Annotated in this window: 26 protein-coding genes and 1 tRNA gene; 20 read left to right on the top strand and 7 right to left on the bottom strand. The window is 42.1% G+C overall.

What is annotated here, in order from left to right; genetic code table 11:
* Positions 1-111 precede the first annotated feature (111 nt).
* Both HC246_RS04970 and HC246_RS04965 read left to right on the top strand, forming a co-directional pair.
* Complete coding sequence (locus HC246_RS04970; RefSeq protein ID WP_169362429.1) at positions 112-1,221, top strand: potassium channel family protein; 1,110 nt, start codon at positions 112-114, stop codon at positions 1,219-1,221.
* A 10-nt stretch (positions 1,222-1,231) separates the two neighbouring features.
* Positions 1,232-2,032 carry a DALR anticodon-binding domain-containing protein gene (locus tag HC246_RS04965; protein ID WP_169362428.1) on the top strand — a complete coding sequence of 267 codons (801 nt, stop codon included), beginning with the start codon at positions 1,232-1,234 and terminating at the stop codon, positions 2,030-2,032.
* Between the two features lie 88 nt (positions 2,033-2,120).
* Here the strand turns inward: HC246_RS04965 and queA are convergent, their stop codons facing one another.
* On the bottom strand, positions 2,121-3,182 hold the full coding sequence (gene queA, locus HC246_RS04960) for a tRNA preQ1(34) S-adenosylmethionine ribosyltransferase-isomerase QueA (protein ID WP_169362427.1): 1,062 nt from the start codon (positions 3,180-3,182) through the stop codon (positions 2,121-2,123).
* A gap of 136 nt (positions 3,183-3,318) precedes the next feature.
* Here queA and HC246_RS04955 point away from each other — a divergent pair, with 136 nt between their 5' ends.
* Positions 3,319-3,603, top strand: coding sequence for a hypothetical protein (locus HC246_RS04955; RefSeq protein WP_225902913.1), 285 nt, complete (start codon positions 3,319-3,321; stop codon positions 3,601-3,603).
* Between the two features lie 467 nt (positions 3,604-4,070).
* Here the strand turns inward: HC246_RS04955 and HC246_RS04950 are convergent, their stop codons facing one another.
* The 3 genes from HC246_RS04950 to HC246_RS04940 all read right to left on the bottom strand — a co-directional run bounded on the left by HC246_RS04950 (position 4,071) and on the right by HC246_RS04940 (position 6,896).
* Positions 4,071-4,937 carry a DUF350 domain-containing protein gene (locus HC246_RS04950; RefSeq protein WP_169362426.1) on the bottom strand — a complete coding sequence of 289 codons (867 nt, stop codon included), beginning with the start codon at positions 4,935-4,937 and terminating at the stop codon, positions 4,071-4,073.
* 79 nt (positions 4,938-5,016) lie between these two features.
* Positions 5,017-6,327 carry a phycobilisome rod-core linker polypeptide gene (locus HC246_RS04945; RefSeq protein WP_169362425.1) on the bottom strand — a complete coding sequence of 437 codons (1,311 nt, stop codon included), beginning with the start codon at positions 6,325-6,327 and terminating at the stop codon, positions 5,017-5,019.
* Between the two features lie 98 nt (positions 6,328-6,425).
* Positions 6,426-6,896 carry a globin family protein gene (locus HC246_RS04940; RefSeq protein ID WP_169362424.1) on the bottom strand — a complete coding sequence of 157 codons (471 nt, stop codon included), beginning with the start codon at positions 6,894-6,896 and terminating at the stop codon, positions 6,426-6,428.
* Between the two features lie 555 nt (positions 6,897-7,451).
* Here HC246_RS04940 and HC246_RS04935 point away from each other — a divergent pair.
* Complete coding sequence (locus HC246_RS04935) at positions 7,452-8,456, top strand: ABC transporter ATP-binding protein (RefSeq protein WP_169362423.1); 1,005 nt, start codon at positions 7,452-7,454, stop codon at positions 8,454-8,456.
* 199 nt (positions 8,457-8,655) lie between these two features.
* Positions 8,656-10,257, top strand: a complete 1,602-nt coding sequence (locus tag HC246_RS04930) for a mechanosensitive ion channel (protein ID WP_169362422.1) — start codon at positions 8,656-8,658, stop codon at positions 10,255-10,257.
* Positions 10,258-10,409: 152 nt separating this feature from the next.
* Here the strand turns inward: HC246_RS04930 and HC246_RS04925 are convergent, their stop codons facing one another.
* Positions 10,410-11,366, bottom strand: a complete 957-nt coding sequence (locus HC246_RS04925) for a sugar phosphate nucleotidyltransferase (RefSeq protein WP_169362421.1) — start codon at positions 11,364-11,366, stop codon at positions 10,410-10,412.
* A gap of 60 nt (positions 11,367-11,426) precedes the next feature.
* On the opposite strand from HC246_RS04925, the gene HC246_RS04920 reads away from it, so the two are divergent.
* A complete protein-coding gene (locus tag HC246_RS04920; RefSeq protein WP_318655904.1) occupies positions 11,427-12,503 on the top strand; it encodes an LCP family protein in 1,077 nt (358 codons plus the stop codon).
* A 65-nt stretch (positions 12,504-12,568) separates the two neighbouring features.
* Here HC246_RS04920 and HC246_RS04915 read toward each other — a convergent pair.
* Positions 12,569-12,642 (bottom strand) — tRNA-Arg (locus tag HC246_RS04915).
* A 202-nt stretch (positions 12,643-12,844) separates the two neighbouring features.
* Between HC246_RS04915 and HC246_RS04910 the strand changes: the two genes are divergently transcribed.
* The 13 genes from HC246_RS04910 to HC246_RS04855 all read left to right on the top strand — a co-directional run bounded on the left by HC246_RS04910 (position 12,845) and on the right by HC246_RS04855 (position 25,021).
* The gene (locus HC246_RS04910; RefSeq protein WP_169364407.1) at positions 12,845-14,137 is read left to right on the top strand and encodes an NF041680 family putative transposase; all 1,293 of its coding nucleotides are present in this window, start codon (positions 12,845-12,847) and stop codon (positions 14,135-14,137) included.
* Positions 14,138-14,333: 196 nt separating this feature from the next.
* The gene (locus HC246_RS26250; RefSeq protein ID WP_211167631.1) at positions 14,334-14,546 is read left to right on the top strand and encodes a hypothetical protein; all 213 of its coding nucleotides are present in this window, start codon (positions 14,334-14,336) and stop codon (positions 14,544-14,546) included.
* On the top strand, positions 14,500-14,751 hold the full coding sequence (locus HC246_RS26245) for a Uma2 family endonuclease (protein ID WP_211167630.1): 252 nt from the start codon (positions 14,500-14,502) through the stop codon (positions 14,749-14,751). Before HC246_RS26250 ends, HC246_RS26245 begins: the two co-directional genes overlap by 47 nt.
* A 161-nt stretch (positions 14,752-14,912) precedes the next feature.
* Entirely contained in the window at positions 14,913-16,709 is a 1,797-nt protein-coding gene (locus tag HC246_RS04900; RefSeq protein ID WP_169362420.1) for a cation:proton antiporter, read from the top strand.
* An 81-nt stretch (positions 16,710-16,790) separates the two neighbouring features.
* Entirely contained in the window at positions 16,791-17,240 is a 450-nt protein-coding gene (locus HC246_RS04895) for a DUF29 domain-containing protein (RefSeq protein ID WP_169362419.1), read from the top strand.
* Positions 17,240-18,292, top strand: coding sequence for an S-layer homology domain-containing protein (locus tag HC246_RS04890; RefSeq protein ID WP_169362418.1), 1,053 nt, complete (start codon positions 17,240-17,242; stop codon positions 18,290-18,292). The genes HC246_RS04895 and HC246_RS04890 overlap by 1 nt, the downstream gene beginning before the upstream one ends.
* Positions 18,293-18,537: 245 nt before the next feature.
* On the top strand, positions 18,538-18,828 hold the full coding sequence (locus tag HC246_RS04885; RefSeq protein WP_169362417.1) for a tetratricopeptide repeat protein: 291 nt from the start codon (positions 18,538-18,540) through the stop codon (positions 18,826-18,828).
* Between the two features lie 58 nt (positions 18,829-18,886).
* Entirely contained in the window at positions 18,887-19,525 is a 639-nt protein-coding gene (locus HC246_RS04880) for a type I restriction enzyme HsdR N-terminal domain-containing protein (RefSeq protein WP_169362416.1), read from the top strand.
* Positions 19,526-19,628: 103 nt separating this feature from the next.
* Positions 19,629-19,862: a DUF2997 domain-containing protein gene (locus tag HC246_RS04875; RefSeq protein ID WP_169362415.1), complete on the top strand. Its 234-nt coding sequence runs from the start codon at positions 19,629-19,631 to the stop codon at positions 19,860-19,862.
* Positions 19,863-20,047: 185 nt separating this feature from the next.
* Positions 20,048-20,746: a PHP domain-containing protein gene (locus tag HC246_RS04870; protein ID WP_169362414.1), complete on the top strand. Its 699-nt coding sequence runs from the start codon at positions 20,048-20,050 to the stop codon at positions 20,744-20,746.
* A gap of 61 nt (positions 20,747-20,807) precedes the next feature.
* Entirely contained in the window at positions 20,808-22,310 is a 1,503-nt protein-coding gene (locus tag HC246_RS04865) for a hydroxysqualene dehydroxylase (protein ID WP_169362413.1), read from the top strand.
* 120 nt (positions 22,311-22,430) lie between these two features.
* Complete coding sequence (locus tag HC246_RS04860) at positions 22,431-23,159, top strand: winged helix-turn-helix domain-containing protein (RefSeq protein WP_169362412.1); 729 nt, start codon at positions 22,431-22,433, stop codon at positions 23,157-23,159.
* 755 nt (positions 23,160-23,914) lie between these two features.
* On the top strand, positions 23,915-25,021 hold the full coding sequence (locus tag HC246_RS04855) for a late competence development ComFB family protein (RefSeq protein WP_169362411.1): 1,107 nt from the start codon (positions 23,915-23,917) through the stop codon (positions 25,019-25,021).
* 182 nt (positions 25,022-25,203) lie between these two features.
* Here HC246_RS04855 and yidD read toward each other — a convergent pair whose 3' ends face one another.
* Positions 25,204-25,443 (bottom strand): membrane protein insertion efficiency factor YidD, encoded by a 240-nt coding sequence (yidD, locus tag HC246_RS04850; protein ID WP_169362410.1) that lies wholly within the window; start codon positions 25,441-25,443, stop codon positions 25,204-25,206.
* A gap of 142 nt (positions 25,444-25,585) precedes the next feature.
* Between yidD and aguB the strand changes: the two genes are divergently transcribed.
* Positions 25,586-26,440, top strand: coding sequence for an N-carbamoylputrescine amidase (gene aguB, locus HC246_RS04845; RefSeq protein WP_169362409.1), 855 nt, complete (start codon positions 25,586-25,588; stop codon positions 26,438-26,440).
* The last annotated feature ends 21 nt before the right edge of the window (positions 26,441-26,461 follow it).

Below are 26,461 nucleotides of genomic sequence, written 5' to 3'. Positions count from 1 at the left end.
CATCTATGGGAACGGTAATTCTAAGCCCAATTAGTATTGCTATAAGCAGCTTAACATTTTTTTTAATTGAGTTCTTAGTTAAATTACTTACAGGCAACAGTACAGATATATATGATTCCCAAAAGTTCTCTTAACTACCAACAGTTACAACCAATTGTTTTGCAACGTGAGTTGTTGCAATATCAGCGTACCTTGCTGGTTAATGTGGGAATTTTAGTTAGTCTAGTGATAATTGGAACCTTAGGCTATCACTTGATTGAAGGATGGAGTTGGTTTGATTCTCTCTATATGACGATTATTACCCTTGCCACGATTGGCTATGGGGAAACCAATCCTTTGCATTTGGAGGGTCGGATATTTACGATGACCTTGATTGTGATGGGGGTAATTAGCATTAGCTACATTGCAGCACAGTTTACGACAGCAATCGCTAATGGTCATATTTATAATATTTTTCAAGCAAGGCGGCAGAGAAAAGTTATGGAATCACTCGACAAACACTATATCGTTTGTGGATTTGGGCGAACGGGGCGACAGGTAACCGCCGAATTTGCGGCGGAGGGAAGCATTCCATTTGTAGTTATTGATAGTGATCCTGTGACGATTGAGCAGGCTGAGCAGGAGGGCTATCCCGCATTACAAGGTGATGCGGCTCTTGATAATACTCTCCTGCTAGCGGGGGTAGAACGAGCCATTTGCATTGTGGCAGCCCTGCCATCGGATGCAGAAAATCTCTACACTGTATTATCCGCCAAAACTTTAAATCCTGATATTAGGGCGATCGCACGAGCAAGCACCGAAGAGTCTATGAAAAAGCTGCGTCGAGGTGGAGCCGATGAAGTGATTTCCCCATATATTACAGGGGGTAAGCGCATGGCAGCAGTAGCACTGCGTCCGCAGGTAATGGACTTTGTGGATGGCATTATTGCAGGCTCAAATCGCTCCTTTTATATTGAGGAATACCGCATTGATGAACCTAGTTACATTGGCATGTCTTTAAAAAAAGCTAGTTTGCGATCGCAAACAGGGGCTTTAGTATTAGCAATTCGCCGCGCTGATGGCGATGTGATCGCAGGTCCCGATGGTAATACTGAAATTTTGCAGGGAGACGTTCTAATTTCGATGGGAACCCCTGAACAACTTCGTGCCCTCAATCAAATTCTCAGTCCACTCTCTAAAAAGCCAAATATTCTCAGATTGCCACGTACTAAAGAAGCGTGAAATAAAAACTGTGAAGTTTACTTCTCCATCCCAAGCGATTCAAATGGCGATCGCTGATGCCATTAAGGCAATATTTCAGACTGCGATCGCTCCTAAGGAAATATCGATCACTGCCTGCTATCCCAAGTATGCGGCTCATTACACATCAGCGATTGCTCTAGCGATTTCTCAACGTTTGAACAATAAGGCAATCAATATTGCTGAAGCGATCGCTCAAACCTGTTCACAAAATCCAGAAATTTCATCGCAATGGCAACTTCACGCCTTTGGTAAAGGTTGGCTCAATATTGTTTTAAGCGATCAATATATATTTACCAATTTACTAGCACTAGAATCTTGGCAACCCTATGGCATGAATTACGATCAGGGATTTTGGCAAAATAATAGGATCTCTAATCACACAATGTTATCTCCTCCCCCAGTCCTACAATATGCCTATGCGCGTTGTTGTGCCTTAATTAGATTAGCTTATAGAGAAAATTTACTATTGCCATCGATATTGATTGATAGTTCGATTATCACCAATGCAATATTCACAGAGCCTTTAGAAATTAGCCTATATATGCAAAATTTAGCGATCGCTGACTTTCTAAATCGTGAACAAGAGCATTCCCTTGTTTCAGATCATGCTCTAAGTAGATCGAAGCTATCGCAAGCACTTGCAAAATCTTTTTTAGATTTTTACGATCACTGCCGCATCTTTGGAGTTGATCGCGACATTGCTTTGAGGCGATTATTACTAATTAGAATCACTCAAAAATTACTACTAGCGATCGCTCCAACCAACATCAGCTACTCAATGTATTTGTAAGCTAACGTCAGGTCGAGTTAAGCTTACAAATTTTATAAGCCCGAAATCAAAAGCCTTGCTTAGCAAGGCTTTTGATTTCGGGCTTTCGTTATTTATTCAACATCAACATGGCATCACCAAAGGAATAAAAACGATATTCCTTGGCGATCGCTTCTTGGTAAACCGACATTAATAATTTACGCCCATCTTTGCCCAAAAATGATGACACCATCATTAATAGGGTTGACTTGGGTAAATGGAAATTAGTCACCATTCCATCTAGTACTTTCCATTCATACCCTGGATAAATCATCAAATTCGTTTTACCCTTAAAAGCCTGAAAGTTTGAGCTTTCTAGCGATCGTGCCACCGTGCTGCCCACACCGATAACTCGGCCACCTCGCGCTTTTGTTGCTTGGATTTTGGCGATCGTTTCCTCAGGGACTTCACACCATTCGTTATGCATGACATGTTGAGTAATGTCCTCAGTCTCGACAGGACGAAATGTGCCAATTCCCACGTGTAGGGTGACAAAAGCCTTATCAATGCCTTGAGCCTGTAATTCCTCAAATAGTCGATCTGTAAAATGTAGCCCCGCAGTTGGTGCAGCGATCGCTCCTGATATCTCTGCATAAATAGTTTGATAGCGATCAGGCTCGGTATGCGAATCAGTCACATAGGGCGGCAAAGGAATTTGACCTAGCTGATCAATAATTTTGTCCAAATCAGCATCATCAGGAATATGAAACTGTAATTCTCTTGCCCTTGTTGTTGTCTCAATCCCCTCAACCGTTGCCTTAACATTTTCCGCAAATATAATTGTGCTGCCAATAGGCAAGCGCTTACCAGGTTTTACTAAAGCTAGCCATCGATCATGCCCAATTGGCTCCATCAACAAAATTTCAACAGGGACACCCGATATTTTATGCCCATACATTCGGGCAGGAATAACCTTGGTGTTATTAAAAACTAATAAATCCCCAGCCTGTAAGAATTTGGGAAGATCGTAAAAGTGATGATGGAGTAGTGCGCGATTTTGATCAATGACCAATAATCGCGATGAGTCTCTTGGTGTAACTGGATCTTGAGCAATGCGATCGCTAGGTAACTCATAGTCATAGGCACTTAACGAATAGTCAGGCTCAAGTTCGGTTACAGGCAATGAAGTCATAGAAAGATTACATTTTGAAATATCGGCATTACTTAAGATTTTTAGATAAATCTTGTAGCACTCTTCTAAGTGTTTGATAAAAAGTGACTAAGTTACAAAAAAATATAAGAAATTTTATATACCAATCGCGTAAACAGTGGTATACAGATGGCAGCAGCAATATGTGCTTGCCGCATATTGCGATCGCTACGCCAAATTTGACTATTACAACGAGGAGTTTATGCAGTACTTAATGTCAGATCTTCATCAACGTTTCATCGGCTCATTGAACTATAACAAACCTCTCGCAGTCGGTGACATATTCCGTGCTGACAACACTAAAACCTATACGGTTGTAAGTATTAACGATACTCGCAACAAGAGTAAAGATGTTAAGTCCGTTACCGTCATTCCTGTACGCGAAACTGCAAATTCTAATTAACTCACCTATTAGTTAGTGTTGATTAATTGATTGTCAGTGATTTAGTTGCGTATCCCAAAACAGTCGAGAATGTTGACTCAAAATAGAGACAGTCCAAAATTAGTTCTAAAAGCATAAATCTGAGAGAGATAGAAGCTTCTACAAACACATGGAATATATAAGAGTATTTCTTACCTCTCTACAGATGCCACAATCATTAGCATTAAACAAATTGAGAACACTATTCTCGATTATAAGAAACAGATTCTTCTCTAGAACATAAAAAGCGTAGTAATCCTACGCTTTTTATATGGCGCTTTTCAAGCAAGCGAGGTATAGAGGTTTGTTTCCGCACCGAAGATGGTAAACAAACCCTTACTTCTATAGCAATGTAAGTTTTGCTTAGCGCATAAACCCCAAATAAGTGAAGGCGGTACTTCGTGCCGCCTTCACTTATTTGGGGTTTGATTTGTCCTAGCTATTAGCGGCTAAATACTCCAAGCAATTAGTAAAGAGCCTGCAATATAGGCAAAAGCTTCAATCAATCCCGCTCCGAGATTGGGAACTTCCTGTCTCACGATTTCATCGGAAATTTTGACCCCCGGAACGAGGATAAGATCGGCAACCCAGCGAATTGCGACGAGCATCAATAGCCCAAAAGGAATTGCTAAGGCATACAAAATAAAACTAATACCCCAATTCTCAAACTCAGGCAAGAAGGCAAAATGCACGACATTACCGATCGCAACTAGCAGACCCGCAAAGGCAACTCCCGCCGCAGGATTGTTATGTTCTTGAATTGCTTTAAATACGTCATAACCAGCGATCGCCGAGTAACAAAAACTCGCAATTACCAATGTGGCTAAACCGATTGCATAACTTACTAAGCCAACTAACCAAGTTCCCGAATCTCCCCCCATCGCCGAACTAATAATAATTCCATTGGCGATATGACAGCCTGATTCGAGTGCCGCCGCACCAAAATTACGTTCTTCGAGAATTTCTCTAGCGCTGTCACAGCGTTCCAAAATTAAGCGATCGCATACTATTGCTCCGACCCACATCAAGCCAATGACCAATAGTCCATAGAGAACTAGATTGATGATTACATTTTGCCAACCTAAGACTGATTTGGTAAGGGCACTTTTGAGCGCGATCGCAATGCCTAAATAGTAACCAACTAGAGCTAATGCCACTGCTGAGTTGTCGCGTACAAATAGCTCAACATTTAGTTCGAGCTTACGGCGAAAGAACTTTTGATAAACAAACTGTCCAATCCAAAACAAGATAAAGCCAACGGTGATCTCGGCAATAATTAAAGGCGATCGCCCAATTTCCTGTAAGACTCGTTCCATAGGGCAGTTAACTCAACGTTGAGAATCCAAATATATAACAAAAATGAAGTGCCTTGCTTAGTAAGGCACTTCATTTTTGTTACTTGGCTAAATTGCGAAGTAGCGATCGCTGTTTTTCATTCATGCTTTGGAGCACTTGGCGGGCATCGCTATTTTGCAGCATCTGTAAAAGTTCTTCGATTTCTTCATTGAGCGATCGGGATACAGGTTCCTGTGTCTTGGTTGGCTCAGGAATATATTGCTCAGCAGGGGTATCAGGCATTACGCAGGTTCCCGTCTCGCAATTCATGCCTAGTTCTTGCCAATAGAGGCTAGGGACTGCTTTGCCTCTTTGTCCTACATGTTCATGCTCGACTAAATCGCTTTGCAAATAGTTGCGAGGGGAATCATGGAATTTGACATCGCGGTTATAGGGAATGGTGTGACAACCAAAGGCGGTGCGATATTCTGCGGAGTCAAAGATTTTATGGAAGAAGACAGCCACACCTTGCTTTGTGAGTATATCGGTATAGAGGCTAATTTCTTCCTTGTCGTGAAGGGTTCTACCAAGAAGGTGCTTAAAGCTAAACTCCATAAACTTCAAGTTAGAACTGTCACGATAGAAGTTATCTAAATATAGATTAGACATTACCAATTCACCAAGGAAATGTCTGACATCCAATTTACCAGCTAGAAAATTCTTCTCTAAATCCGCAATCTCGTGATGTTCCGAAGCGTAGGGTTGGCGTTCTAGCACTTGAGTATAGATTTGCGCCAGTAGGTTTTGACGATCTGCTGCGGAATGGACAGAATGACTAACTGCTGCTGCATTGTGTTGCATTTCCTCAGGCATCACACAGGTTCCCGTTTCGCAATCTAAACCTAGCCGTTGCCAATAGATCATCGGTACGATTTTACCGCGTTGACCAACATGTTCTTGCTTTAAGAGATTGGTCTGGAGATAGTTGCGAGGTGAATCATAAAACTTGACATCACGCGCATAGGGAATTGTAAAACTACCAAAGGCTTTGCGATATTCCTCAGAGCCAAGAATCTCATGAAAAAATGCCGATACCCCCTCCATCATCAGCAAATTCATGTACTTCGCAATCTCCTCGTTGTCTCTTAAGGCTCGACCGAGGATATGCTTAAAGCTCCATTCCACAAACTTGAGATTGGAACAGTCACGATAAAAACTGTTGAGATAGACCGATGACATGACTAGTTCGCCAATAAAATGACGTACTCCCAATTTGCCCTTGAGAAAGTCCTTCTCAATCTTGGCAATCTCCTTGCGTTCAGAAGCATAGGGTTGACGCTCTAGCACTTGAGCATAAATTTGCTGAAGTGCGTTTTGGCGCTCTGCCTCGGTAGAATTACGGTCAATAGTGGTGGGGGTATGAGTATCCATAACAGCTTCTCCTGCAAACCTCTAAAAATTTTTGAAAATACTTGTCAATCTAGTTACCCAGAGTCTCGGAGATTGAAATAATTGATATTTGGCTTAAACTAGGCGTTCATTAATGCAGAAACAGCTAGCTCAGAATAGGGCTTAACCAACATTGCACATTCAGAAGGAAGCATCTCATCAATGACCGTTTGCATTAGTCGATAGCAAGTAGAGCATTCCTTCGCAACTTGATAGGAGTTAATGATATTTGCCAACCAATCCATCAAGGTTTCTCGGAAGAAAAGCTCATCATCACGCAAGATGGATAGTGATGTGTATCGAATCATATTGGTCATGTCATATTTACAACGTGCCAACTGCTTGTGTACCAACTCAGGATATTGCTGAGCCAAGAGTTTAAGGGTCTTGATGGTAATTTCCTCAGCGCGATCGCGCAATAGACCATAGGTCTTGACACGCAGTGAGAAGGTATTAGCAAAACGCTCTAAATTAAAAATGTCGCTGTCAGTAAGATAAACATGCTCAACGTCACTAGTTTTCTCATCTAAAGTGCGATTCATCGTTAGCATAATCTTTTAACCCCTCAATTAACTACCGTAGATATTATATTTATGTGATATTTCGCCCGAACTTAGAAATAACTGCCCCGACAACTCCCCCGTATATAAAAGAATAAAGTTGTATTTGCCCCTCTGTTTAAGAATGAAATTAAAGTTAACTTAACAATATATTTCGACATAAGTAGCTAGGCATAATTAAAAACCAAAAGACTATGGCGCACGCGGAGCGTGCGCCATAGTCTTTTGGTTTTTATATTTAACGCGAGTTCGGGATAATTTAAAACAGGCTTTGAGAGAAGGTTTGCTACTCAAACCTTCTCTCAAAGCCTAAAGGTAAAAGCCTTGCTTAGCAAGGCTTTTACTTTTAGGCTTTGAAAATTTACCAGCTTAAACCTAACTGACGTTACGTTAGAGACGTACCGTAAAATAAGGAATCAGATTTGTTGTGGCGTGGCTTAGCCACGCCACAAAATTGTAAATTTGTTCATGCAAGATTTTATTGCGATGTGAAGAACGTCACGGTTAAAATGCTAAGTTAACAGAACGTAATAATTAGATACCTCCATGCAGTCGGCAGTAAGAATTGAAAATCTCAAGAAAACTTATGGCACAACTATTGCCGTAGATGGAATTTCTCTAAATGTTACACAGGGACAAATCTATGGGCTACTAGGCCCTAATGGAGCAGGCAAAACTACAACCATGCGCTGTCTCTGTACTTTAACTACCCCTGACTCAGGCTTGATTGAGGTGGCTGGGGCAACAGAACCTAGAGCAATCCGCGATCGCATTGGCTATATTGCACAGGAAGTTGCTCTCGATAAAGTTTTAACAGGCCGCGAACTTTTACAATTTCAGGCAGCTTTGTATCATATTCCAGCAAAACAAATTAGCGATCGCATTGACTATGTTCTAGATCTACTCCAGCTTGAAGATTACGCCGATAAACTCTCAGGTACTTATTCGGGTGGTCTCAAAAAACGTCTAGATTTAGCCGCAGGATTACTGCACCAGCCATCGGTACTGATCCTTGATGAGCCAACGGTTGGTCTAGATATTCAGAGTCGTCTTGCCATTTGGGAATTTTTACGCAAGCTGAGAGCTTCGGGTGTCACCATCTTGATCAGTAGTCACTATCTTGAAGAAATTGATGCCCTTGCCGATCGCGTAGCCATTATCGACAAAGGCAAAATTATTGCCGAAGGCACGACATCTGAGCTAAAAACTAAGGTTGGTGGCGATCGCATTACCGTGAGGATCCGTGAATTTGCTGAGCGCCATGAAGCGGAACATGCCCAAAAGATTTTGCAGCAATTACCAATTGTTCAAAGCATCACAATTAATGCTGCTCAAGGCAATGCTGTTAACCTCTTTGTAAAGCCTGATGCTAATGCCATCAGTGAAATCCAAAATATCCTTGCTGCCGTTGATATTGAAGTATTTAGTTTGTCGCAGTCACGCCCCAGCCTCGATGATGTCTTTTTAGCTGCAACGGGGCAAACAATTCTTGATGCTGAAATTGCTCAGTCAGAGTTAACAAATGCAACAAAAGGTAAAAAGAAGCGCTAATTTCGCCAAGTTTTTAAAAATTCCTCTATTGAAGCTGCTGAGCGATTTTTATGTTCTTGAGACGCTTAAAAGTCGCAAATAATTAGGTTTTTCTTTATGTTTAGGAAAAACCTTAATTATTAGTGACTTTTTTTTCGGGATATCTCCACTTAAGATACGGAAGAGGATACTCCTTAATTGTTCAGCTTTGAGGTGTAATATGCACGAATTTCCCTCTTTCCTGTTAGCTCAAACGTCAACAGCGAAAGGATTTGCAATTGAAGATTTGCTTAAACCCGATGGACTAGTATTGCAACTTGTATTTGCGATCGCAATTTTAGTCGGTGGTTGGGTAATTGCCATAGTTTTTGCCTCTATAACAGAAAATTTTCTGAGACGCACAAATATTGACAATAAGTTAGCAAATTGGTTAACAGGCTCTCGTAGCAGCGCCTTCCCTATTGAGAAATGGGCTGGCACTACGATTTTCTGGATTATTTTGCTATTTACTTTAGTCGCATTTTTCCAGTTCCTAAAATTAGATGCAGTTGCCACCCCATTAAATAGTTTTCTAGGTCAAATCACATCATTTTTACCAAAACTTGGTGGGGCAGCACTCTTAATTGGGATTGCATGGGTTTTAGCAACCATCAGCAAATTGCTTGTTGGTAGCTTCTTGAAATCCGCCAAAATTGACGACAAGGTAAATGCACAGGTTAACGGCGATGCTACCGAATCAAAATCCGAGGCTTTACCTCTTAGTGAAACCTTATCTTCGGCTTTGTATTGGTTTATCCTGCTGCTATTTTTGCCTTTAGTTTTGGATGCTCTAGGTTTAGTACAGGCGCTCCAACCCTTGCAAAACCTAGTCAATCAAATTTTGAGTGCTCTACCGAAAATTCTCAAGGCAGTAATTATCGGTGGTATCGGCTGGTTGATTGCTCAAGTGGTTAAGCGAATTGTGACTAATCTCCTAGCTACTAGCGGAGCCGATCAATTCCTACGACGCTGGGCGAGCAATCAAACTGAATATACTCTTTCTCAAGTAGTTGGGAATTTCCTTTACGTACTGATTCTAATTCCCACAGCTATATCCACGTTAGAGGCTTTAGAAGTTGGCGCAATCTCGCGTCCAGCAACAGCAATGCTCGATCAAGTATTGCGATTCCTTCCTCAAATCTTCGTAGCCATCGTTATTCTGACTGTTGCCTATTTTATTGGTCAGTTTGCTAGAGATATTGTTTCGGGAATTCTCACAGGTCTAGGATTTAACAATATATTGCAATGGTTAGGATTTCCTGCGATCGCCGCAATTCCTCCTAGTGACTCCGCAGCAAACGAAGATCCTGAGAATAAAGAAAGTACGACTCTACCTCAACAAACGCCTTCGCAAGTTGTCGGTATCATCGTGTTCATTGCGATTATTCTCGTAGCTATCGCCGCCGCAACCGATGTCTTACAAATTAGTGCTCTTACCCGCATTGTGTTTGGAATCTTGCAAGTTGCAGGTCAAGTACTAAGTGGTGTAATTATCTTTGGTATTGGTTTATATCTTGCCAATCTGGCATTTAATCTGATTTCTAGTACAGGTGGACGACAAGCTAGAATTCTTGGTCATGCGGCAAGGATTTCCATTGTTGTTCTGATTACAGCGATGGCTCTTAAGCAGATTGGTGTTGCTAGCAATATTGTTGATCTTGCCTTTGGGTTACTGACTGGTGCAATTGCCGTTGCGATCGCTGTTGCCTTTGGTCTTGGAGGTAAAGAGATTGCTACTCAACAATTGCGTGAATGGCTAGAGTCATTTAAACGTAACTACTAAATCAAAAAAGATTCGCAATGCGAATCTTTTTTAACGATTGAAGTTAATGATTGAAGCCTTGCTAAGCGAGGCTTTTTTATCTAGGTGGCTAAACTTAAAAGCCTGTGGTGCACGCTGCGCGTGCACCACAGGCTTTTAAGTATCTAGGCTAATTAAACGATTAGTGAGCCTGTGCTATACATACCTGAAGCGATCGCTTTATTGATCAAAGAATTCGCTCCCACTAAAGTTTGAGAAGGAATATGAGAATTCTTACCAATGGAAGCAGCATCTCCTATATAGCAAGGAGCTTCTAAAACTGCTCCATCAGCGATAGTGGCAGTTTTGGAAACCCATACACCTGAACTTCGCTGCTCAGAGCGATCGCCAAAATCATAAGGAACCTTTCCTTCCAACACATCAATCTGGGCTTGGAAATACTTCTCAGGTGTTCCCATATCCATCCAATAGCCATCCCACACAAAGCCCATCATCTTCAAACCACGCTCTAGCACATTTGGGAAGACTGTGCGTTCAAAGCTCAAAGGCTCTCCAGTAGGATAGATATCAAAAATCTTTGGCTCCAGAACATAAGTTCCTGCATTAATCGTATTAATTCCTTGTGCCAGAAATGCTACGGCTTGTTCTGCATTTGGTTTTTCGCGGAAAGCCTGCACTTGATTTTGCTTGTCAATCTCTACTAAGCCAAATGGCGTAATATCGGGGACTCTGGTTAAGGTCAAAGTTGCATCAGCTTTAGTCTCTTGATGAAACTTTATCAATGCCGTCAAGTCTAAATTGGTGAGAATGTCAGCATTGAAGACAATCAATGATTCACCCGTAAAATATGGCTCTGCAAGCTTAATGGCTCCTGCGGTATCTAATGGCGTAGATTCTTCAACATAACGAATTTTTACGCCAAAGCGATCGCCATCACCAAAATAATCGATTACTTGTTGCGAGTGATACTGCACGTTTAACAAAATGTCGGTCACACTAGCTTCACGACATCGATTAATCATCCATTCTAAGAATGGTCGGTCAATCAAAGGTAGCATTGGCTTAGGGCAGCCATAGGTCAAGGGTCTGAGCCTAGTTCCTTTCCCACCAGCAATAATTACAGCTTGCATAGAGTTGTTGACTTGCGGTATATGTTGTTTGTTGAGCATTATAGAAGTATGGAGTGGTGTGTGACCAATAGACCGATTACCGCATCCAAAGTTCGGTCAGACGATACTACTAATCGTGCTGATTTGCCTAGTAATACGCCAGAACAAATGCAAGTCAATGTGGCACAAACCATCTCCAAAATTAAGCGCATTCCCTTTGCGAAAATTGGGTTTACGATATCTTTACTTGTCTCTGTTGGTGCTGGTGCGTTTCTAGGGCGAATTGTCCCGATTAATGCCCTAGACTGGAGTGGTTTACTGTCTGGTCGCAAGCCCGAAGAAGTGTTGATGGAAGGCTTGGGGCGGAAGTTAGAACGTCCTTACCAAATTCTAGTAATGGGAGTAGATCGTGTCCTTGAGGCTCCCCTCGGTTCGCCAGAATCATTTAACGGTCGCAGCGATAGTATGTTGCTGATCCGCTTTGATCCAAGCGATCGCTCTGTGAATATCCTTTCAATCCCTCGCGATACCCAAGTACCAATCCCCAATTATGGCGTAACCAAGATTAATGCCGCTAATGTCTATGGTGGTGCAGAACTCGCTCAGGAAATAGTTTCTGAAAAACTCAATGGCGTAGAAATTGATCGCTATGTACGCTTAGATACCTCTGGGCTATCAGCTTTGGTTGATGCCCTTGGTGGAATTGAGGTCAATGTTCCTAAGCGGATGAAGTACGTAGATAAAACGCAAAAGCTAAATATTGATCTTTATGCAGGAGTACAAGTTCTCAATGGTGAGCAGGCTGAAGGTTTTGCCCGATTCCGTCATGATGAAGAGGGAGATATCGGACGTATTAAGCGTCAGCAAATAGTTTTAAAAGCACTCAAGGCAAAAATTGCTAGTCCTTCGGTTGTGCTACGTCTTCCTGATTTGATCAATATCATGCAAAAGCATGTAGACTCTAATCTCAGCTTTGATGAAATGATGGCGATTGCGACTTTTAGCCTCACTTTAAAACCTGATCAAATCCAAGCTACAAGTCTTAAGGGTAGACCTAGCGGAGCCAATGAGTTTCGCTTTAGCTATTGGATTGTCAGTCCTGAAGATGTCGAGCAAGCGATCGCAGGAAAGTTTAAAACTAAACAAGATACCCAATAAAAAAGCAGCATAAAGATGCCCAATAAAAAAGCAGCACATAGTGCTGCTTTTTTATTCATTTTGGACGGGCCAGGAGGGATTCGAACCCCCGACACCGTGGTCCGTAGCCACGTGCTCTAGTCCACTGAGCTACAAGCCCTTAACTCGCGAATCTAATGATAACATACTATGCAATCTTGACAACCCAAAAATAAAATTTATTTCTCGAAACCGTGAAAGTGTTGATTTACAGTGCTTTCACTAAAATTAACTGGAGTTTAGACTAAAAAAGGTAAAAAAGGCAGAGTAAAAGAGATACAAACTGCCTAAAGTAGATGAAAAGTAAAGAGACATCTACAGCCATGATTATTGATAAACTACAAGACTTTCGTCAACAGGTATATAGATTTTTAGGGAACGGACGGGATGCAATATTTGACTTGATGGATGCAGTATTGACCAGTCCGAGAGTGAAATCATTTGTAGAATTATCGTTATCCGCAGTGTATCGAAGAAAATGGTCAAGTCTGTATGAATCATTAAAAGACAGTCGCCCCAACCGAGGCAGGATAAGACGGTTATGTGTGGAACAAATACCCAAAGACATCCGCCCTTTGCTAGCAGGAGACCATACAGGATGGGGAAGACCCCATGCCAAAACGCTAAAAGACAGGAGTTTTGTGCATCAACCGAATTTGGTAGAAGGGAACAAACCGATCGTGTTAGGGCATGACTACAGCACCTTGGCATGGATACCAGAGATGACAGGGAGTTGGGCAATCCCGTTATGTCACGAGCGGATCAGTAGTTTTGAGACAGCAGGGCAAAGAGCCGCATTCCAACTGAGTCAAGTATGTCGAGATTTAACGGTAAGACCAATCGCTACTTACGACAGTGAATATGGCAGTGCCGTCTTTATGAATTTGACTGAGGATATCCCTGCCGATTTACTAATACGTCTACGTCCTAACCGATGCTTATACAAAGCCCCTGCGCCCTACAGTGGTTATGGTCGTCCTCGTAAGCATGGGGATAAATTCCAACTTGCCAATGCTGATAGTTGGGGAGAGCCATCGGCAACTTTTAGCTTAGAAGATGAGACGGTTGGACAGGTGCAAATCCAGCAATGGTCTAACTTACACTTTCGGCAAGCAGCCCAACGACATATTCAAGTTATTCGAGTTACACATTCTCATTGCTCTGGTTTGTGGTTAGCTTGGGTGGGTGAACAGATGCCGACTTTAGACTCCCTTTGGCGCTTGTACTTACGTCGTTTTGCCATCGACCATTGGTATCGTTTTGCCAAACAAAGATTACATTGGACTCTTCCCCATTTGTTGACTCCTCAGCAAGCTTTGCGTTGGAGTGACCTTATGCCTTTACTCTCTTGGCAATTGTGGTTGGCTCGTCAACTGGTTATTGATACTCCTTTGCCTTGGCAGAAACCTCAAACCAATCTTAATTTTGGTCGAGTCGCTCAGGGCTTTGCCGCACTTTTGGTCAGGATTGGCTCTCCTGCTTGTTCTCCCCAACCTCGTGGTAAGTCTCTCGGTTGGAAATCTGGACGCAAGCGTTCTCCTTTTTCTCGCTTTCCTGTCGTCAAAAAACGAGCTTCTCGCTCGAAAAAGGTCAATCAAGACTACCTTAATTCCTAACTTTCAATATTCTCTTTTTCTCTCTCTTGCTTTTACTCAGTTCTCCGTTTTCTGGGTCACTTTTTCCTGCTCTTTTTCTGATTCTCTTAATCAACTTAGTCTAAATTCCAGTAAAATTAAAGAACCCAATTTTTTGTGGCGCAGCAAAGCTACGCCACAAAAAATTAGGTTTAAGTATAATCAGACTAAAGTTAGCTTGCTTAAAACTATGGTTAGCCCTGCGATCGCTGAAAAAGCAGAAGAAATAGCTATTCCAAAAATTTCCCTTGATGAATGGGTTAACAATCCCTCATTAGGTGCACTGGAATGGGTTAACGGCAATTTAATCGAAAAAACGGGTATGACATTACAATTTACCCACTTTGCCCCAAAGCTTTCCTTTAATTGCGGAAGTAATCTCACCGACTGATGCCGCTAACGATGTATTTGCTAAGGCGCACGAATATTTGCGATCGCAGTGCCAAGAAGTTTGGCTAATTTTTAATGAAGAACGGTTGATCGTGGTATTAACCCAAGATGCTCGCAAAATTTATGTTGCCGATGAGGTGATTACCTCTGTCGTTCTTAATGGCTTTAGCATGACAGTTAATGAATTGCTGCCTGTTGCAGCTTGAAGTAGTACAGAGAAATTTTTGAAAGCGCGGCGAAGCCGCGCTTTCAAAAATTTCTCTGTTTTTTAGCGCTGTATTGGGGTGAAAGAAAAAGGAGCAATGCTTGTTCCCTTTTTCGGATATGGGTTTAAAGTAGAGAAGGCAATGTTCTTAAGTTGATTTCTGTGCAAGAAGATTTTCGGTTAATTGTTGATTTAGTAACGGTTCTTGCAGCAGCCTCCTTTGGTGGATTATTGGCGGCGGCGCTGCGATTACCAGTTTTATTGGGCTACATCTTTGGTGGCATCGTCGTTGGACCGACGGGCTTAGGACTGATCAAAGAATTGATTCAGGTAGAGACCCTTGCCCAGTTTGGTGTTGCCTTCTTACTATTTGCCCTTGGCGTTGAGTTTTCACTAAAGCAGTTAAATAAAGTGAGAGCGATCGCTCTTGGTGGTGGTACTTTACAGATTTTATTGACGATCGCCCTCACCACAGGAGTATCTGTATTGGTGGGATGGGTAGACACACCAACTCAAGGCATTTTCCTCGGTGGAATTCTGTCGCTTTCATCTACGGCAGTCGTGCTGAGAAGTTTGATGGAAACCAACGAAACTGAGTCTGCACAGGGACAGGTGACATTGGGGATGTTAATCATCCAAGACTTGGCTTTGGGATTAATGTTGGCGGTATTACCTGCGCTCGATCATCCTGAATCCGTAGGTATTGAGGTGATCAAAGCCTTAGCGGTGACGGCTCTATTTGCTGGGGCAGCGATCGCGGCGGGAATTTGGGTGATTCCGCCATTTTTGCGCTGGGTGGCAAGTACCGAGAGCCGTGAACTATTCTTGCTGAGTGTGATCGTCCTATGTCTAGGCATTGCCCTACTTACTGAGCATTTAGGCTTGTCGATTGAAATGGGCGCATTCGTCGCAGGTTTGATGATTTCGGAGGTGGAATATGCTGATCAAGCGCTCACCTATGTAGAGCCCTTGCGCGATGTGTTTGCTACCTTGTTTTTTGCGGCGATCGGGATGCTGATCGATCCTGCATTTTTACTGCAAAACTGGGAATTGATTCTGAGTCTGGTGGCGATTGTGATGTTGGGTAAATTCCTGATCGTCGTACCATTGGTGAGTATTTTCCGTTATCCCCTGCGCGTTGCCATCTTTGCAGGCTTAGGTCTTGCCCAAATTGGGGAATTTTCCTTTGTACTCGCTAGCGAAGGTCAAAAATTAGGATTAGTTTCCCGCCGCGTATATTTACTGATTTTAGGTACAACTGCTGTCACCTTGATGGTTACACCCTTCTTGCTGAAGGCAACACCACAGATTTTGCAATTGCTTGAAAAAATCCCAGTTCTCAAGGCATGGATGAACAAGCTAGATATGCCTCAAGAACTTTCCGCCAATGCTGAACTTAAGGATCATGTGGTGGTCTGCGGTTATGGGCGGATCGGACAGGGCATTGTGGCGTTACTGCAATCAAAGGGTTATCCTGTACTCGTAATTGAAGATGCTGAGTCTAAGGTAGAGATCTTGCGATCGCAAAATATCCCTTACCTATATGGCAATTGCGCCAGTCCCTTAGTACTCGAAAAAGCGGAAATCGACCATGCGAGATCGATGCTAATTGCTATTTCTGATCCGATCGCTACAAGGTTATGCGTCCAGAGAGCCATTAGTATTTCCCCAGAGATTGATATCGTTGCTAGAGCCGAAAAAGATGCGGATATCGATACGCTGTATCAACTGGGAGCCAAGGAAGTTGTGCATCCCACCTTTGAGGCAAGCTTAGAACTAACTACGCATTTGCTGATTTGTTTAGGTGAAAGTACTACGGATATTCAGGCAGAATTAATCGGCATCCGCCGCAGCCGCTATGCCAATTTCCGTCCTGAAATTGCCTGTGTTATTCCCATAAATACGCCACTGCTGTTACCACCTAGCCCTAATCTCGCCGAGATCGATCAAGCTTCTTAATCATGCACAATAAGTATTTATAGGATAGATATCTCTTAGAGATGCCTATCCTATAAATACTGAATTATTACCAATCACAGTATGGAAACAGGTTTATATGAGACAGATTTTTATGGTTGGACAATGCAGCAGTCCAAACTTTTAGCATTAGGTAAGTTAGATGGATTAGATGTAGCTAACTTAGTTGAGGAAATTGAGTCTTTGGGTAAGCAAAAGCAGCAGGAGTTATCTAATCGGCTAGGAGTGCTGATTGGACATCTCTTAAAATGGCAATACCAACCCCAAAAGCGATCGCGTAGTTGGCAAGTGACGATCCAGTTGCAAAGAGAGGAAATTCAAGACTTGTTAGCGGACAATCCGAGTCTAAAGTCCTATTTAGATAAAGCTTTGTTCAAGGGTTTTCGCTTGGGATTAGCGTTAGTTTTGAGTGAGACACCAATTAAGAAAAACGTATTGCCCAATGAATGTCCCTATACCTTGGAACAGTTGCTGGACTTGAGCTTTCCTGATGATATTGATGTGGAGTTTTAATGAAGTTCACATTTCGATTAATCCTAGGACTAATTGCTTGTTCCCTCACCGCTTGCCAAGGGTCTAATCTTGGCAATTCCTTAGAAGGGGCGATCGCTCCAGCAAACCCTAACAGTGACTCCAGCCCTGAACCCATTGCTGAACAAAATAAACCTGCTCCCTCTGCCACCCCAACTGTAACTCCCACCACAGAACCTGTCACCACGCCATCTCCTGCTCCCATCGCTTCCCCCAGCGTGACTCCAAAATTTAGCGATCGCCCTAATTTCCCAAATTTTAAAAGTGAAAGCTTATCTAATCAGATGATTGCGATCGCTGTACAAGCTTTACCTAATTCTTCAAGCACTAAAAATCCAAATTCTCTCAAAACCTTTTTTTATATCAATTTTGCAACTGCTCAACCTCAGGCGGGCGAATTTAGTGACATCGAGCAGGCTCCCGTTGCCTTAAGACCTTGGATCAAAGATCTCAATAAATTAGGGACTATTACCGCAAAAACAGGATTGCAATTCCAGCCTAATAACTTAGTAGCAAGGCGAGAATATGCCAGATGGCTACTGCAAACTAATAATCGTCTCTACAAAAATCAACCAAGCCGCCAGATTCGTCTCGCGCAACCCAATGACACGGCAAGTTTTACGGATGTACCGAATAACCATCCTGACTTTGCCATCATTCAAGGCTTAGCTAATGCAGGGCTAATTGGTACAGGCGATCGCTTTCGTCCTAATGATCCCCTCCTCCGTGAAGAATTGGTGCAATGGAAAATACCCCTTGATCTCCGACAGCCTTTACCTAGTGCTACATGGGACAGTATTAGTCAAACATGGGGCTTTAAAGATAGCGATCGCATTAGCGAAAATGCTTTAGGGGCAATTTTTGCTGATGCCCAACTGCGCGATATTTCTAACATTCGTCGTAGCTTTGGATTTACTACATTGTTACAACCCCAAAAGCCTGTTACCCGCGCCGAAGCTGTTGCTTCTCTCTGGTATTTTGGCACAGCAACCGATGGAATCTCGGCGAATAAAGTTGTGGAACTTGATCGCTAGGATTTTGCAACTTTTAAGAGGTCGTTACTGTCTTGAAAATTATTAAGTAGCTGGGCATAATTAAAGACCAAAATTAAAGCCTACAGGGCAAGCTGCTCTTTTTATAGGCTTTATGGTTCCATATTTAATTGCACCTAGCTACTTATTAATTGTTATTACTTATTAGTAAACTTTGGGAAGGCTAATATAGTAATCTCAACATCGTTAATTTTCTCAACGTACTTAAATTAGGTTTAAATCAGGGTATGAAAGAATTTCTATTGCTCCTTACGATTATCGGCTCCTGCATATTTTGTAACTCCGCTATAGCTGCGCCATCAACCACAGAAACTGTTAAAGCCAAATCAACCAACACTGCTACCAAAACTACAAAAGGTAAATATGACGTTTGGATGAGAATCGGTTATAAAGCCTATGACAAAAAAGACTACAACACCGCTCTGATTAACTTTAAGAGAGCTTTAAAGTTGCGCCCCAATGATGTCTATGCCACTAAAGCAATTCAAAATACCGAGAAGCGTTTAGCTGGAAAATGATGATGTGGGCGATCGCTACTAAAAGCTAACTGTAAATTACTGTAAAGGAGTTTTCATTATGCCTGTAACTCTACAAGCCTCAAGGCTCAGCTTGTACGATGTCGAAAGTAAATTGCATTTACGGCAACAATTCACAACTGATGACTTTTTTACACAATTACTACAGTCATCGCCCGATCTGAGTGAATTTGAAAAACAGATTTTAGATCGTACTAAGCAACATTACAGTTATCTGGCTAAGCGTCCACTCTTAGAAGTAACCGTCAAGATGGTTACACTGTCGCCTTTGCTATCCCTCGCAGGATTTTATGACCCGCCATTTTACACAACCCTCGAAGAATCAGTTGAAGTGGAATCTCAAGATGGCTCTGAAACAGTACGAGGACAAATTGATGTCTTAGTGCTGCAAAATTCGATTTGGGTAGTGGTGATCGAGTCTAAGAGTGTTCAGTATGACGTAATGATGGCGTTGCCTCAAGCCCTGACCTACATGAGTGCTAGCCCTAATCATTTGGCTAACCAAAATACATTTGGGATGATTACCAATGGGCGAGAATTTCGTTTTATTAAGCTAGAACCGACTCCTTCACCTACTTACACACTATCTAAAGTTTTCTCACTCTCAGAACCAGAAAACCATTTATACCTAGTGCTGCAAATTTTAAAATCTCTTGGTCAGCTCGTCATATCACAGTAAAAGTCTGCACAAAGAGCTACCTTGCATTTTAGGTTTTTGATCATTTTGATTTAGAAACGCTAGAATATTAGTAATTGTTATTGTTGAGAAAAATTAATAGATTATGTCGCAATATCAACGTATCGAGTACTTAATCGGGAAAGATGGCAAAATCGTTGAGCGTGCGATTGACATGTCTGGTAGTGAATGCGTTGCTATTACTGCCGAAATCGAGTCGAATTTAGGCAAAGTCGAAACTCGCGAATTATTATCTAGTTATTACGAGACTTCTGAGCAAAGCCTTGATCATAATGTGATCGAGCAAGCCCAGTATGGTCAATACGATCAACAGTCCTAAATCCCCTTAGATTGATATACCTATTGCTCTGTTTATTCATCGCATAGGCGAACAAAATTCGTGTATCAATGTCTTAGTATCTGAGAATCTATCTCAATAAAAGTTAAGCTATCTACCCTGATTTGGGTAAAATTGTGGTTAAGAAATTAAGAATTGTTAAAGATCTGCTTATGTAGAGATGTGTCATGGTAACTCAAACTCCGCTATTGATCTCAGAGTCGAGCGCAACCAGTAAATTGCGAAAAATTTTTGCGTCTGTCGATGCCATGAGTTGTCCACATAGGCTGAACTTTCATTTGCATACGGTGCATTCTGATGGCAAGATGCAGGCTGTTGATTTAATTCAGCAGGCGATCGCTTTGCGTCTATCCGATTTGGCAATTACCGATCACCATGCGATCGGCGGTTATTACGTTGCCAAGCAATATCTTGATAATTTTGCTAGCCAAGTCAATGAGCCAGCAAACCTCCCAACCCTCTGGTCAGGGATCGAAGTGAATGCCAGTCTAATTTTTACGGAAGTACATATTCTCGGCTATGGCTTTGATCCTAAACATGGGGCAATGCACCCTTATTTGCAAGGTAAAACCACCGCAGGTTTAGACTATCAAGCAATTAGTGTAATTAAAGCCATTCATTCGGCTGGGGGACTAGCGGTACTTGCCCATCCTGCCCGTTATCGGCGATCGCCTGAAGACCTGATTCCCGCCGCCGCCGCCTTGGGGATTGACGGTGTAGAAACCTACTATGGTTATGACAATAGCGATCCTTGGAAACCTAGCCCTAAGCAAACCGAAGAAATTCGGCATCTTGCGGATATTCATGGACTTATGCACACCTGTGGAACTGACTCTCACGGTTTTAAAATTAGTAAGAGACTTTAATTCTTGGTCATAAGCCTTACTCCGTGAGGTTCGTTACAGAAAATTTGTATTCAAAAAAATAATGACAGATAAACCAAAAGTAATCGTTGTTGGTGCAGGTTGGGCTGGCTTAGGCGCGACCTATCAACTCACCAAGCAGGGCTATGATGTCACCTTGCTAGAGGCAGGGGCGCAGGCAGGGGGCTTAGTCGCAGGTTGGAAAACCGCAGGGGGGCGATCGGTTGAGGCAGGCATTCACGGTTTTTGGTATCCCTATCGCAATATTTTTTCCTTAGTTAAAGAGCTAGAGCTTGATCCCTTCACCCCTTGGACGCGATCGGCACAATATTCCCCCGCAGGATTAGAAGTGGAATCGCCGATTTTTCAAGACTTGCCGCGATTGCCTTCACCCCTTGGCACTTTTGCCTATACACAATTTAAAAGATTGCCACTTAGCGATCGCCTTTCGGCATTGCCTCTAATGTATGCCGTAGTGGACTTTGACAATTCCGATGATGCATGGAAACGCTACGATGGCATCACCGCCAGAGAGTTATTCCGTCAGTATGGTGTATCGGAGCGGTTATATCGTGAATCCTTTGAGCCAATGCTATTAGTCGGATTATTTGCTCCTGGAGAGCAATGCTCGGCGGCGGCGGCTTTGGGAATGTTGTATTACTTCATCTTGGCGCATCAAGCGGATTTTGATGTAGTCTGGTGTCGTGGCACAGTGGGCGAAAAAATCTTTAAACCTTGGTGCGATCGCATTACCAGTTTAGGTGGCAAAATCCTCACCAATAGACGTGTTAGCGATTTGCGCGTTGATGGATCGGGTAAAGTTACAGGTGTAATTTGTGGCGAAGAAACCTTTGATGCCGATGCCGTGGTTTTCTCCGTGGGCATTTCAGGGATGCAGAAAATTGTCTCTAATAGTGCGGCTTTACAAAAAAGGCGTGAATTTCGTAACTTGATGAATTTAGGAGCGATCGATGTTTTAGCCGTGCGCCTATGGTTCGATCGCAAAATCAATATTCCTCGTCCATCCAATGCTTGCTTTGGTTTTGATGCAACTACTGGCTGGACATTCTTTGATCTCAATGCGCTCCATGATGAATATGCAGATGAGACTGGTTCGGTAATCGAAGTGGATTTTTATCACGCAAACCAATTCTTGCCCCTTGACAATCAAGAAATCGTAACAATTGTCCAGCAATATCTCGCCACTTGTTTGCAAGAATTTAGTAATGCAACAGTTGTGGATAGCAGTGTAATTAGGTTGCCTCGCGCTGTGACCCATTTCGCCCCCGGAAGTTACCAGCACCTATTGCGCCCTATTACTAGCTTTCCAAACTTATATATGAGTGGTGATTGGATTATTACGAATCATGGCTCATGGTCTCAGGAAAAAGCCTATGTCACTGGGTTAGAAGCGGCAAATTTAGTGACTCAACAATTTAGTCAGGGGAACATGGCTCAGATTCTCCCAATTGAAGCCGATGAGCCTCACATCCAAATTGCGCGATCGCTCAACCAAAACCTAAGAAATTTGGCAAAATCCATGATCCCTAACTTTTCCTTGCCATAATTAATTAAGTTTTTAGCTTTTAGTGCTGATGCTGCTGAAAATCAAAAACTATGAAACATAATTAGCTAGTAATCAATGTAAAATTGGATACGGTTAGACCAAACCTAATACAACTTTTTTATGCTCTTAACAGAACAGCCTGTCTCAGCTTCTAAAACCACTGTCGGTTGTATCTTGGTAGTGGAAGATGAAGCGATAATTCAAGAGGCGATCGCTCTGGCTTTGCGGGAAGAAGGATATAGCGTTTTCCTCGCTGAAGATGGTTATACAGCTTTACAAATTGCCAAAACTGCGGTGAGGCTAGATTTGGTAATTTTAGATGTAATGTTGCCTTCGATTAATGGTCTAGATTTCTGTCGGATCTTGCGTCATGAAGGTAACAATGTTCCTGTTTTGATGATTAGTGCTAAAGGCAATGAGTCCGATCGCATTGTGGGCTTAGAGGTCGGAGCTGATGACTATCTCAGTAAACCCTTTGGGATGCGTGAACTTGTAGCCCGTTGTCGAGCATTATTGCGTCGTAGTCGTCGTGATTTCGTGGCAACCAATGCCACAGTATATAAATTTGGCGATATCACTATGTATCCCGATGAATGTCGCGTGACAATCAATGATACAGAGATTAACCTTTCGCCAAAAGAATTTCGTCTACTCGATTTGTTTATGAGTCATCCCCGTCGTGTTTGGTCACGGGAGCAGCTACTGGAAAAGGTCTGGGGAGTAGACTTTGTTGGTGATAGCAAAACTGTTGATGTGCATATTCGCTGGTTGCGCGAAAAAATCGAAATTGATCCCAGCGATCCTAAACATATTGTGACTGTACGTGGCTTTGGTTATCGCTTAGGCTAGTTCATTCGAGGTCTGGCTAGTTTAAAACGGTATTTGAGAGAGAATTTGCTGTGCAAATTCTCTCTCAAATACCAGAACCCAACACTTTGCGTAGCAAAGTGTTGGGTTCTATAGCAATGTAAGAGATAGCTAGAATAAACCAAAACCCAAATAAGTGAAGGCGGCACTTCGCGCCGCCTTCACTTATTTGGGTTTTATTTCCTAAGCAAACCTTACATTGCTATACATAAAAAATTCTTGAAAAAGCTTGCGAAGCAAGCTTTTTCAAGAATTTTTTATGTTGGAAACTTTACTTTGATTTGGGGGCAAATCTACGACATTTGATCAGTCCCATTGTTCATATTTATTGATAAGTTAAGTCTAGGCAAAGAGTCTAGAAAAGTAATTATCCGAGACATATAATAGGTTTATTTCGTTATAATAAAGTGCTTTTATTTATAGTGATAAAGTTGCGAGTAATCGCCAATAAATACTTAGCTAAAACATATATCCATCTAGTTTCGCATCTATTCTAATGAGATTTAGATGCTGAATGATGGTGGGGTAATAGGGGGAGGATATCTAGCTATATTCGTTTCACTTATAAAAGCATAAAAAATACAAAAATATTAAATAATATTGCACGAATTTAAGGGCATAGTTATCAACTATTCCTCTTGATTCGCCAATATCATATATCACCAAACTTATAGATTTCTTTGTCTGTTAAAGCTCAATTACACCCTTTGATCGAATGCTAATACAGGTATAAAGCGATGCTTGGATTCGTCAATGTTTTGGAAGAAATTCTAGTTAAGGAAACCTATCATCAAATCGACGAACTACGTCCAGAAATACAACCTAAAGTTAGAGTTGCAGAGGTGGTAGCCTATGCTCTTAACCGTTTACCACCATTATTTGCCACATCTATGAGTGGATGGCATTACCAATATGCCTATGCCGTAAATGAATTACAGCCTCAAATTTCACAATTAGTGCGGCAGGGCATAAAAACTGTCTTATTTGGTGATCCTCTCCATGATGTAACACCATTACCTAATCATTTATTTACCAATAGCGCAGGTGTACTTTATCAGTTAAGCCAAATTTTGGGACGCAAACATTTACGCTGGCGAGACGTTCCCGTTTTAGTTGAAGCAATTACTACGCGATCTACCTATGCAACCAAAATTAATAATCAAACGATAATTCAATCTGAGGAAGAAACTGTTTTACAGGATGCAAGTTATTTGAGTCGGCACACTCAATCATTACTTTCTGGCTCAAAACGTTTTAGGGAAAAGCGCATAGCACAACAAAAAGAACAGGAATCCACTCAGCAATCATTATGTCTGTATGACGCAAGTCTTTGTGTAATTCAAGGACAAGTGAATTATGGAAGTTCTTCTTGGGCTTTGGAAAAGAAAGTCAAGGATGCCGCGGAAATGGAATATAGAGCGCTACAGTCCTATACTTTGCAAGCGCAGTTGGGTCTGGTTAATGTTTTAGATCACCTCATATTTCGTGCTATGGAAAAAATTATGAAACCAGAGCTATATAACCAAATTAACCAAGCTGAGGTGGCTGCCTATGCCCTAAATCGTTTACCGCCCATGTATGCAACTAGCGATCGCGGATTTAAGCACCTAAGACAAAAAGTAGTAAATGAATTTGCTCGTGAATTAGTTGCTGCCGTGCGTACTGGGGTAATGAAGGTTTTACAAGTTTCCTATACCGATGTCCCGCCAATCTATGCCTATCAATTTGAGAAAGAATATACACAATCAATGCAGGTATTAAGAAAATTCTTTAACCGTGAAGATGTTTCTCTAAACAATATCGTGCCAATTGTGCAGGATTTAATCTTGTCCAAGTCTGCCTAAATTTTAGAAATTGCTGCTTCGCGGCAATTTCTAAAATTTAGGCAGACTTTTTAGTTAATGTGTTTTTATTGCTGCCCTTCTATTTGGCAGTTTGCACCGTGCTTTGCACGGCACAAGCAAAACATAGGAAGAATCACAAAGCGATTCTTCCTATGTTTTGCTTGTGTCGAACTAAGGATATTTTATAGAGATTCATCTTTGGGTTGGAGTAATTCAGGTACGGGATCATAACCACCAATATTCCAAGGATGACAACTACAAATTCTCTTTACAGCTAGCCCACCGCCTCTAATTAAGCCAAAGCGCTCGATCGCAGTTAAGGCATATTGCGAACAGGTTGGCTGAAATCGACACCTTGGTGGAAACAGGGGCGAAATGAATAGGCGATAAAACTGAATCAATAAAATGACAAGTTTTTTCATGAATTTTTTCGTGCTGCGGTAGGCTATTGATAAAGCTGTCGTCAACTAAAACCCAGAAATTGGGAGGCGGCGCTCCGCGCCGCCTCCCAATTTCTTACTAGTAGCTATATCTACACTTTACCGTTTCCATCCTAATATTCTGATGTCATCCTCTAAAACTGTCACGATCGCTGTTATTCAAGCATCTTTGAATGCAGATATTGCTACTAACGTCGCGAAAATTTCGGAGTTAGTCAGCAAAGCTGCCCATCAAGGCGCACAGGTAATTTTGCCGCCAGAATTATTTGAAGGTTCTTATTTTTGTCGCGAGGAGCGCGATCGCTTTTTTGATTGGGCGCAACCCGTAGAAAATCATCCGACGATCGCCCATTTTCAAAAGCTGGCGCAAGAACTTAATGTTGTCATTCCTGTGTCATTTTTTGAGCGATCGGGGCAAGTCTATTACAACAGTTTGGCAATGGTGAATGCTAATGGTGCATTGCTGGGCGTTTATCGCAAAAGCCATATTCCCGATGGTCCTGGGTACGAAGAAAAATTTTATTTCCGCAATGGTGATACGGGCTTTAAGGTTTGGGATACGACCTTTGGCAAAATTGGTGTAGGGATCTGCTGGGATCAATGGTTTCCCGAATGTGCTAGAGCTATGGTGCTCATGGGCGCAGAAATTCTGCTATATCCCACTGCAATCGGTTCAGAACCAGAGGAACCCAATTTGAACACTAAAGATCCTTGGCAACGCGCCATGATTGGTCATGCCGTGAGCAATGTTATTCCTGTGGCAGCCGCAAATCGCATTGGCTTAGAGGGCAATCAAACTTTTTATGGTCATTCCTTTATTGCTAATCACCGTGGTGATAAGGTTGCCGAACTAAATGACACCGAAGAAGGGGTAATTCTAGCTGAATTTGATCTGGCGCAGGTAAAACTAAATCGTGCTTCCTTTGGCTTTTTCCGCGATCGCCGTCCTGACTTATATCAAGTTTTACTATCGCCATAAAAGCGATCACCTTGGCTTCGC

The sequence above is a fragment of the Pseudanabaena yagii GIHE-NHR1 genome (assembly GCF_012863495.1).
Lineage (GTDB): Bacteria > Cyanobacteriota > Cyanobacteriia > Pseudanabaenales > Pseudanabaenaceae > Pseudanabaena > Pseudanabaena yagii.
Note: the sequence above shows the minus strand (reverse complement) of the source record. Positions and strands in the feature narration are given on the sequence as shown.

Bases quoted from the DNA above. Each gene is read 5' to 3' on its own strand.
- HC246_RS04865 (WP_169362413.1), top strand. From the start codon at position 20,808: ATGACAGATAAACCAAAAGTAATCGTTGTTGGTGCAGGTTGGGCTGGC.
- HC246_RS04895 (WP_169362419.1), top strand. From the start codon at position 16,791: ATGGAAACAGGTTTATATGAGACAGATTTTTATGGTTGGACAATGCAG.
- HC246_RS04860 (WP_169362412.1), top strand. From the start codon at position 22,431: ATGCTCTTAACAGAACAGCCTGTCTCAGCTTCTAAAACCACTGTCGGT.
- HC246_RS04970 (WP_169362429.1), top strand. From the start codon at position 112: ATGATTCCCAAAAGTTCTCTTAACTACCAACAGTTACAACCAATTGTT.
- HC246_RS04945 (WP_169362425.1), bottom strand. From the start codon at position 6,327: ATGGATACTCATACCCCCACCACTATTGACCGTAATTCTACCGAGGCA.
- queA (WP_169362427.1), bottom strand. From the start codon at position 3,182: ATGACTTCATTGCCTGTAACCGAACTTGAGCCTGACTATTCGTTAAGT.
- HC246_RS04880 (WP_169362416.1), top strand. From the start codon at position 18,887: ATGCCTGTAACTCTACAAGCCTCAAGGCTCAGCTTGTACGATGTCGAA.
- HC246_RS04885 (WP_169362417.1), top strand. From the start codon at position 18,538: ATGAAAGAATTTCTATTGCTCCTTACGATTATCGGCTCCTGCATATTT.
- HC246_RS04930 (WP_169362422.1), top strand. From the start codon at position 8,656: ATGCACGAATTTCCCTCTTTCCTGTTAGCTCAAACGTCAACAGCGAAA.
- yidD (WP_169362410.1), bottom strand. From the start codon at position 25,443: ATGAAAAAACTTGTCATTTTATTGATTCAGTTTTATCGCCTATTCATT.
- HC246_RS04925 (WP_169362421.1), bottom strand. From the start codon at position 11,366: ATGCAAGCTGTAATTATTGCTGGTGGGAAAGGAACTAGGCTCAGACCC.
- aguB (WP_169362409.1), top strand. From the start codon at position 25,586: ATGTCATCCTCTAAAACTGTCACGATCGCTGTTATTCAAGCATCTTTG.
- HC246_RS04870 (WP_169362414.1), top strand. From the start codon at position 20,048: ATGGTAACTCAAACTCCGCTATTGATCTCAGAGTCGAGCGCAACCAGT.
- HC246_RS04940 (WP_169362424.1), bottom strand. From the start codon at position 6,896: ATGCTAACGATGAATCGCACTTTAGATGAGAAAACTAGTGACGTTGAG.
- HC246_RS04935 (WP_169362423.1), top strand. From the start codon at position 7,452: ATGCAGTCGGCAGTAAGAATTGAAAATCTCAAGAAAACTTATGGCACA.
- HC246_RS04950 (WP_169362426.1), bottom strand. From the start codon at position 4,937: ATGGAACGAGTCTTACAGGAAATTGGGCGATCGCCTTTAATTATTGCC.
- HC246_RS04910 (WP_169364407.1), top strand. From the start codon at position 12,845: ATGATTATTGATAAACTACAAGACTTTCGTCAACAGGTATATAGATTT.
- HC246_RS04855 (WP_169362411.1), top strand. From the start codon at position 23,915: ATGCTTGGATTCGTCAATGTTTTGGAAGAAATTCTAGTTAAGGAAACC.
- HC246_RS04875 (WP_169362415.1), top strand. From the start codon at position 19,629: ATGTCGCAATATCAACGTATCGAGTACTTAATCGGGAAAGATGGCAAA.
- HC246_RS04890 (WP_169362418.1), top strand. From the start codon at position 17,240: ATGAAGTTCACATTTCGATTAATCCTAGGACTAATTGCTTGTTCCCTC.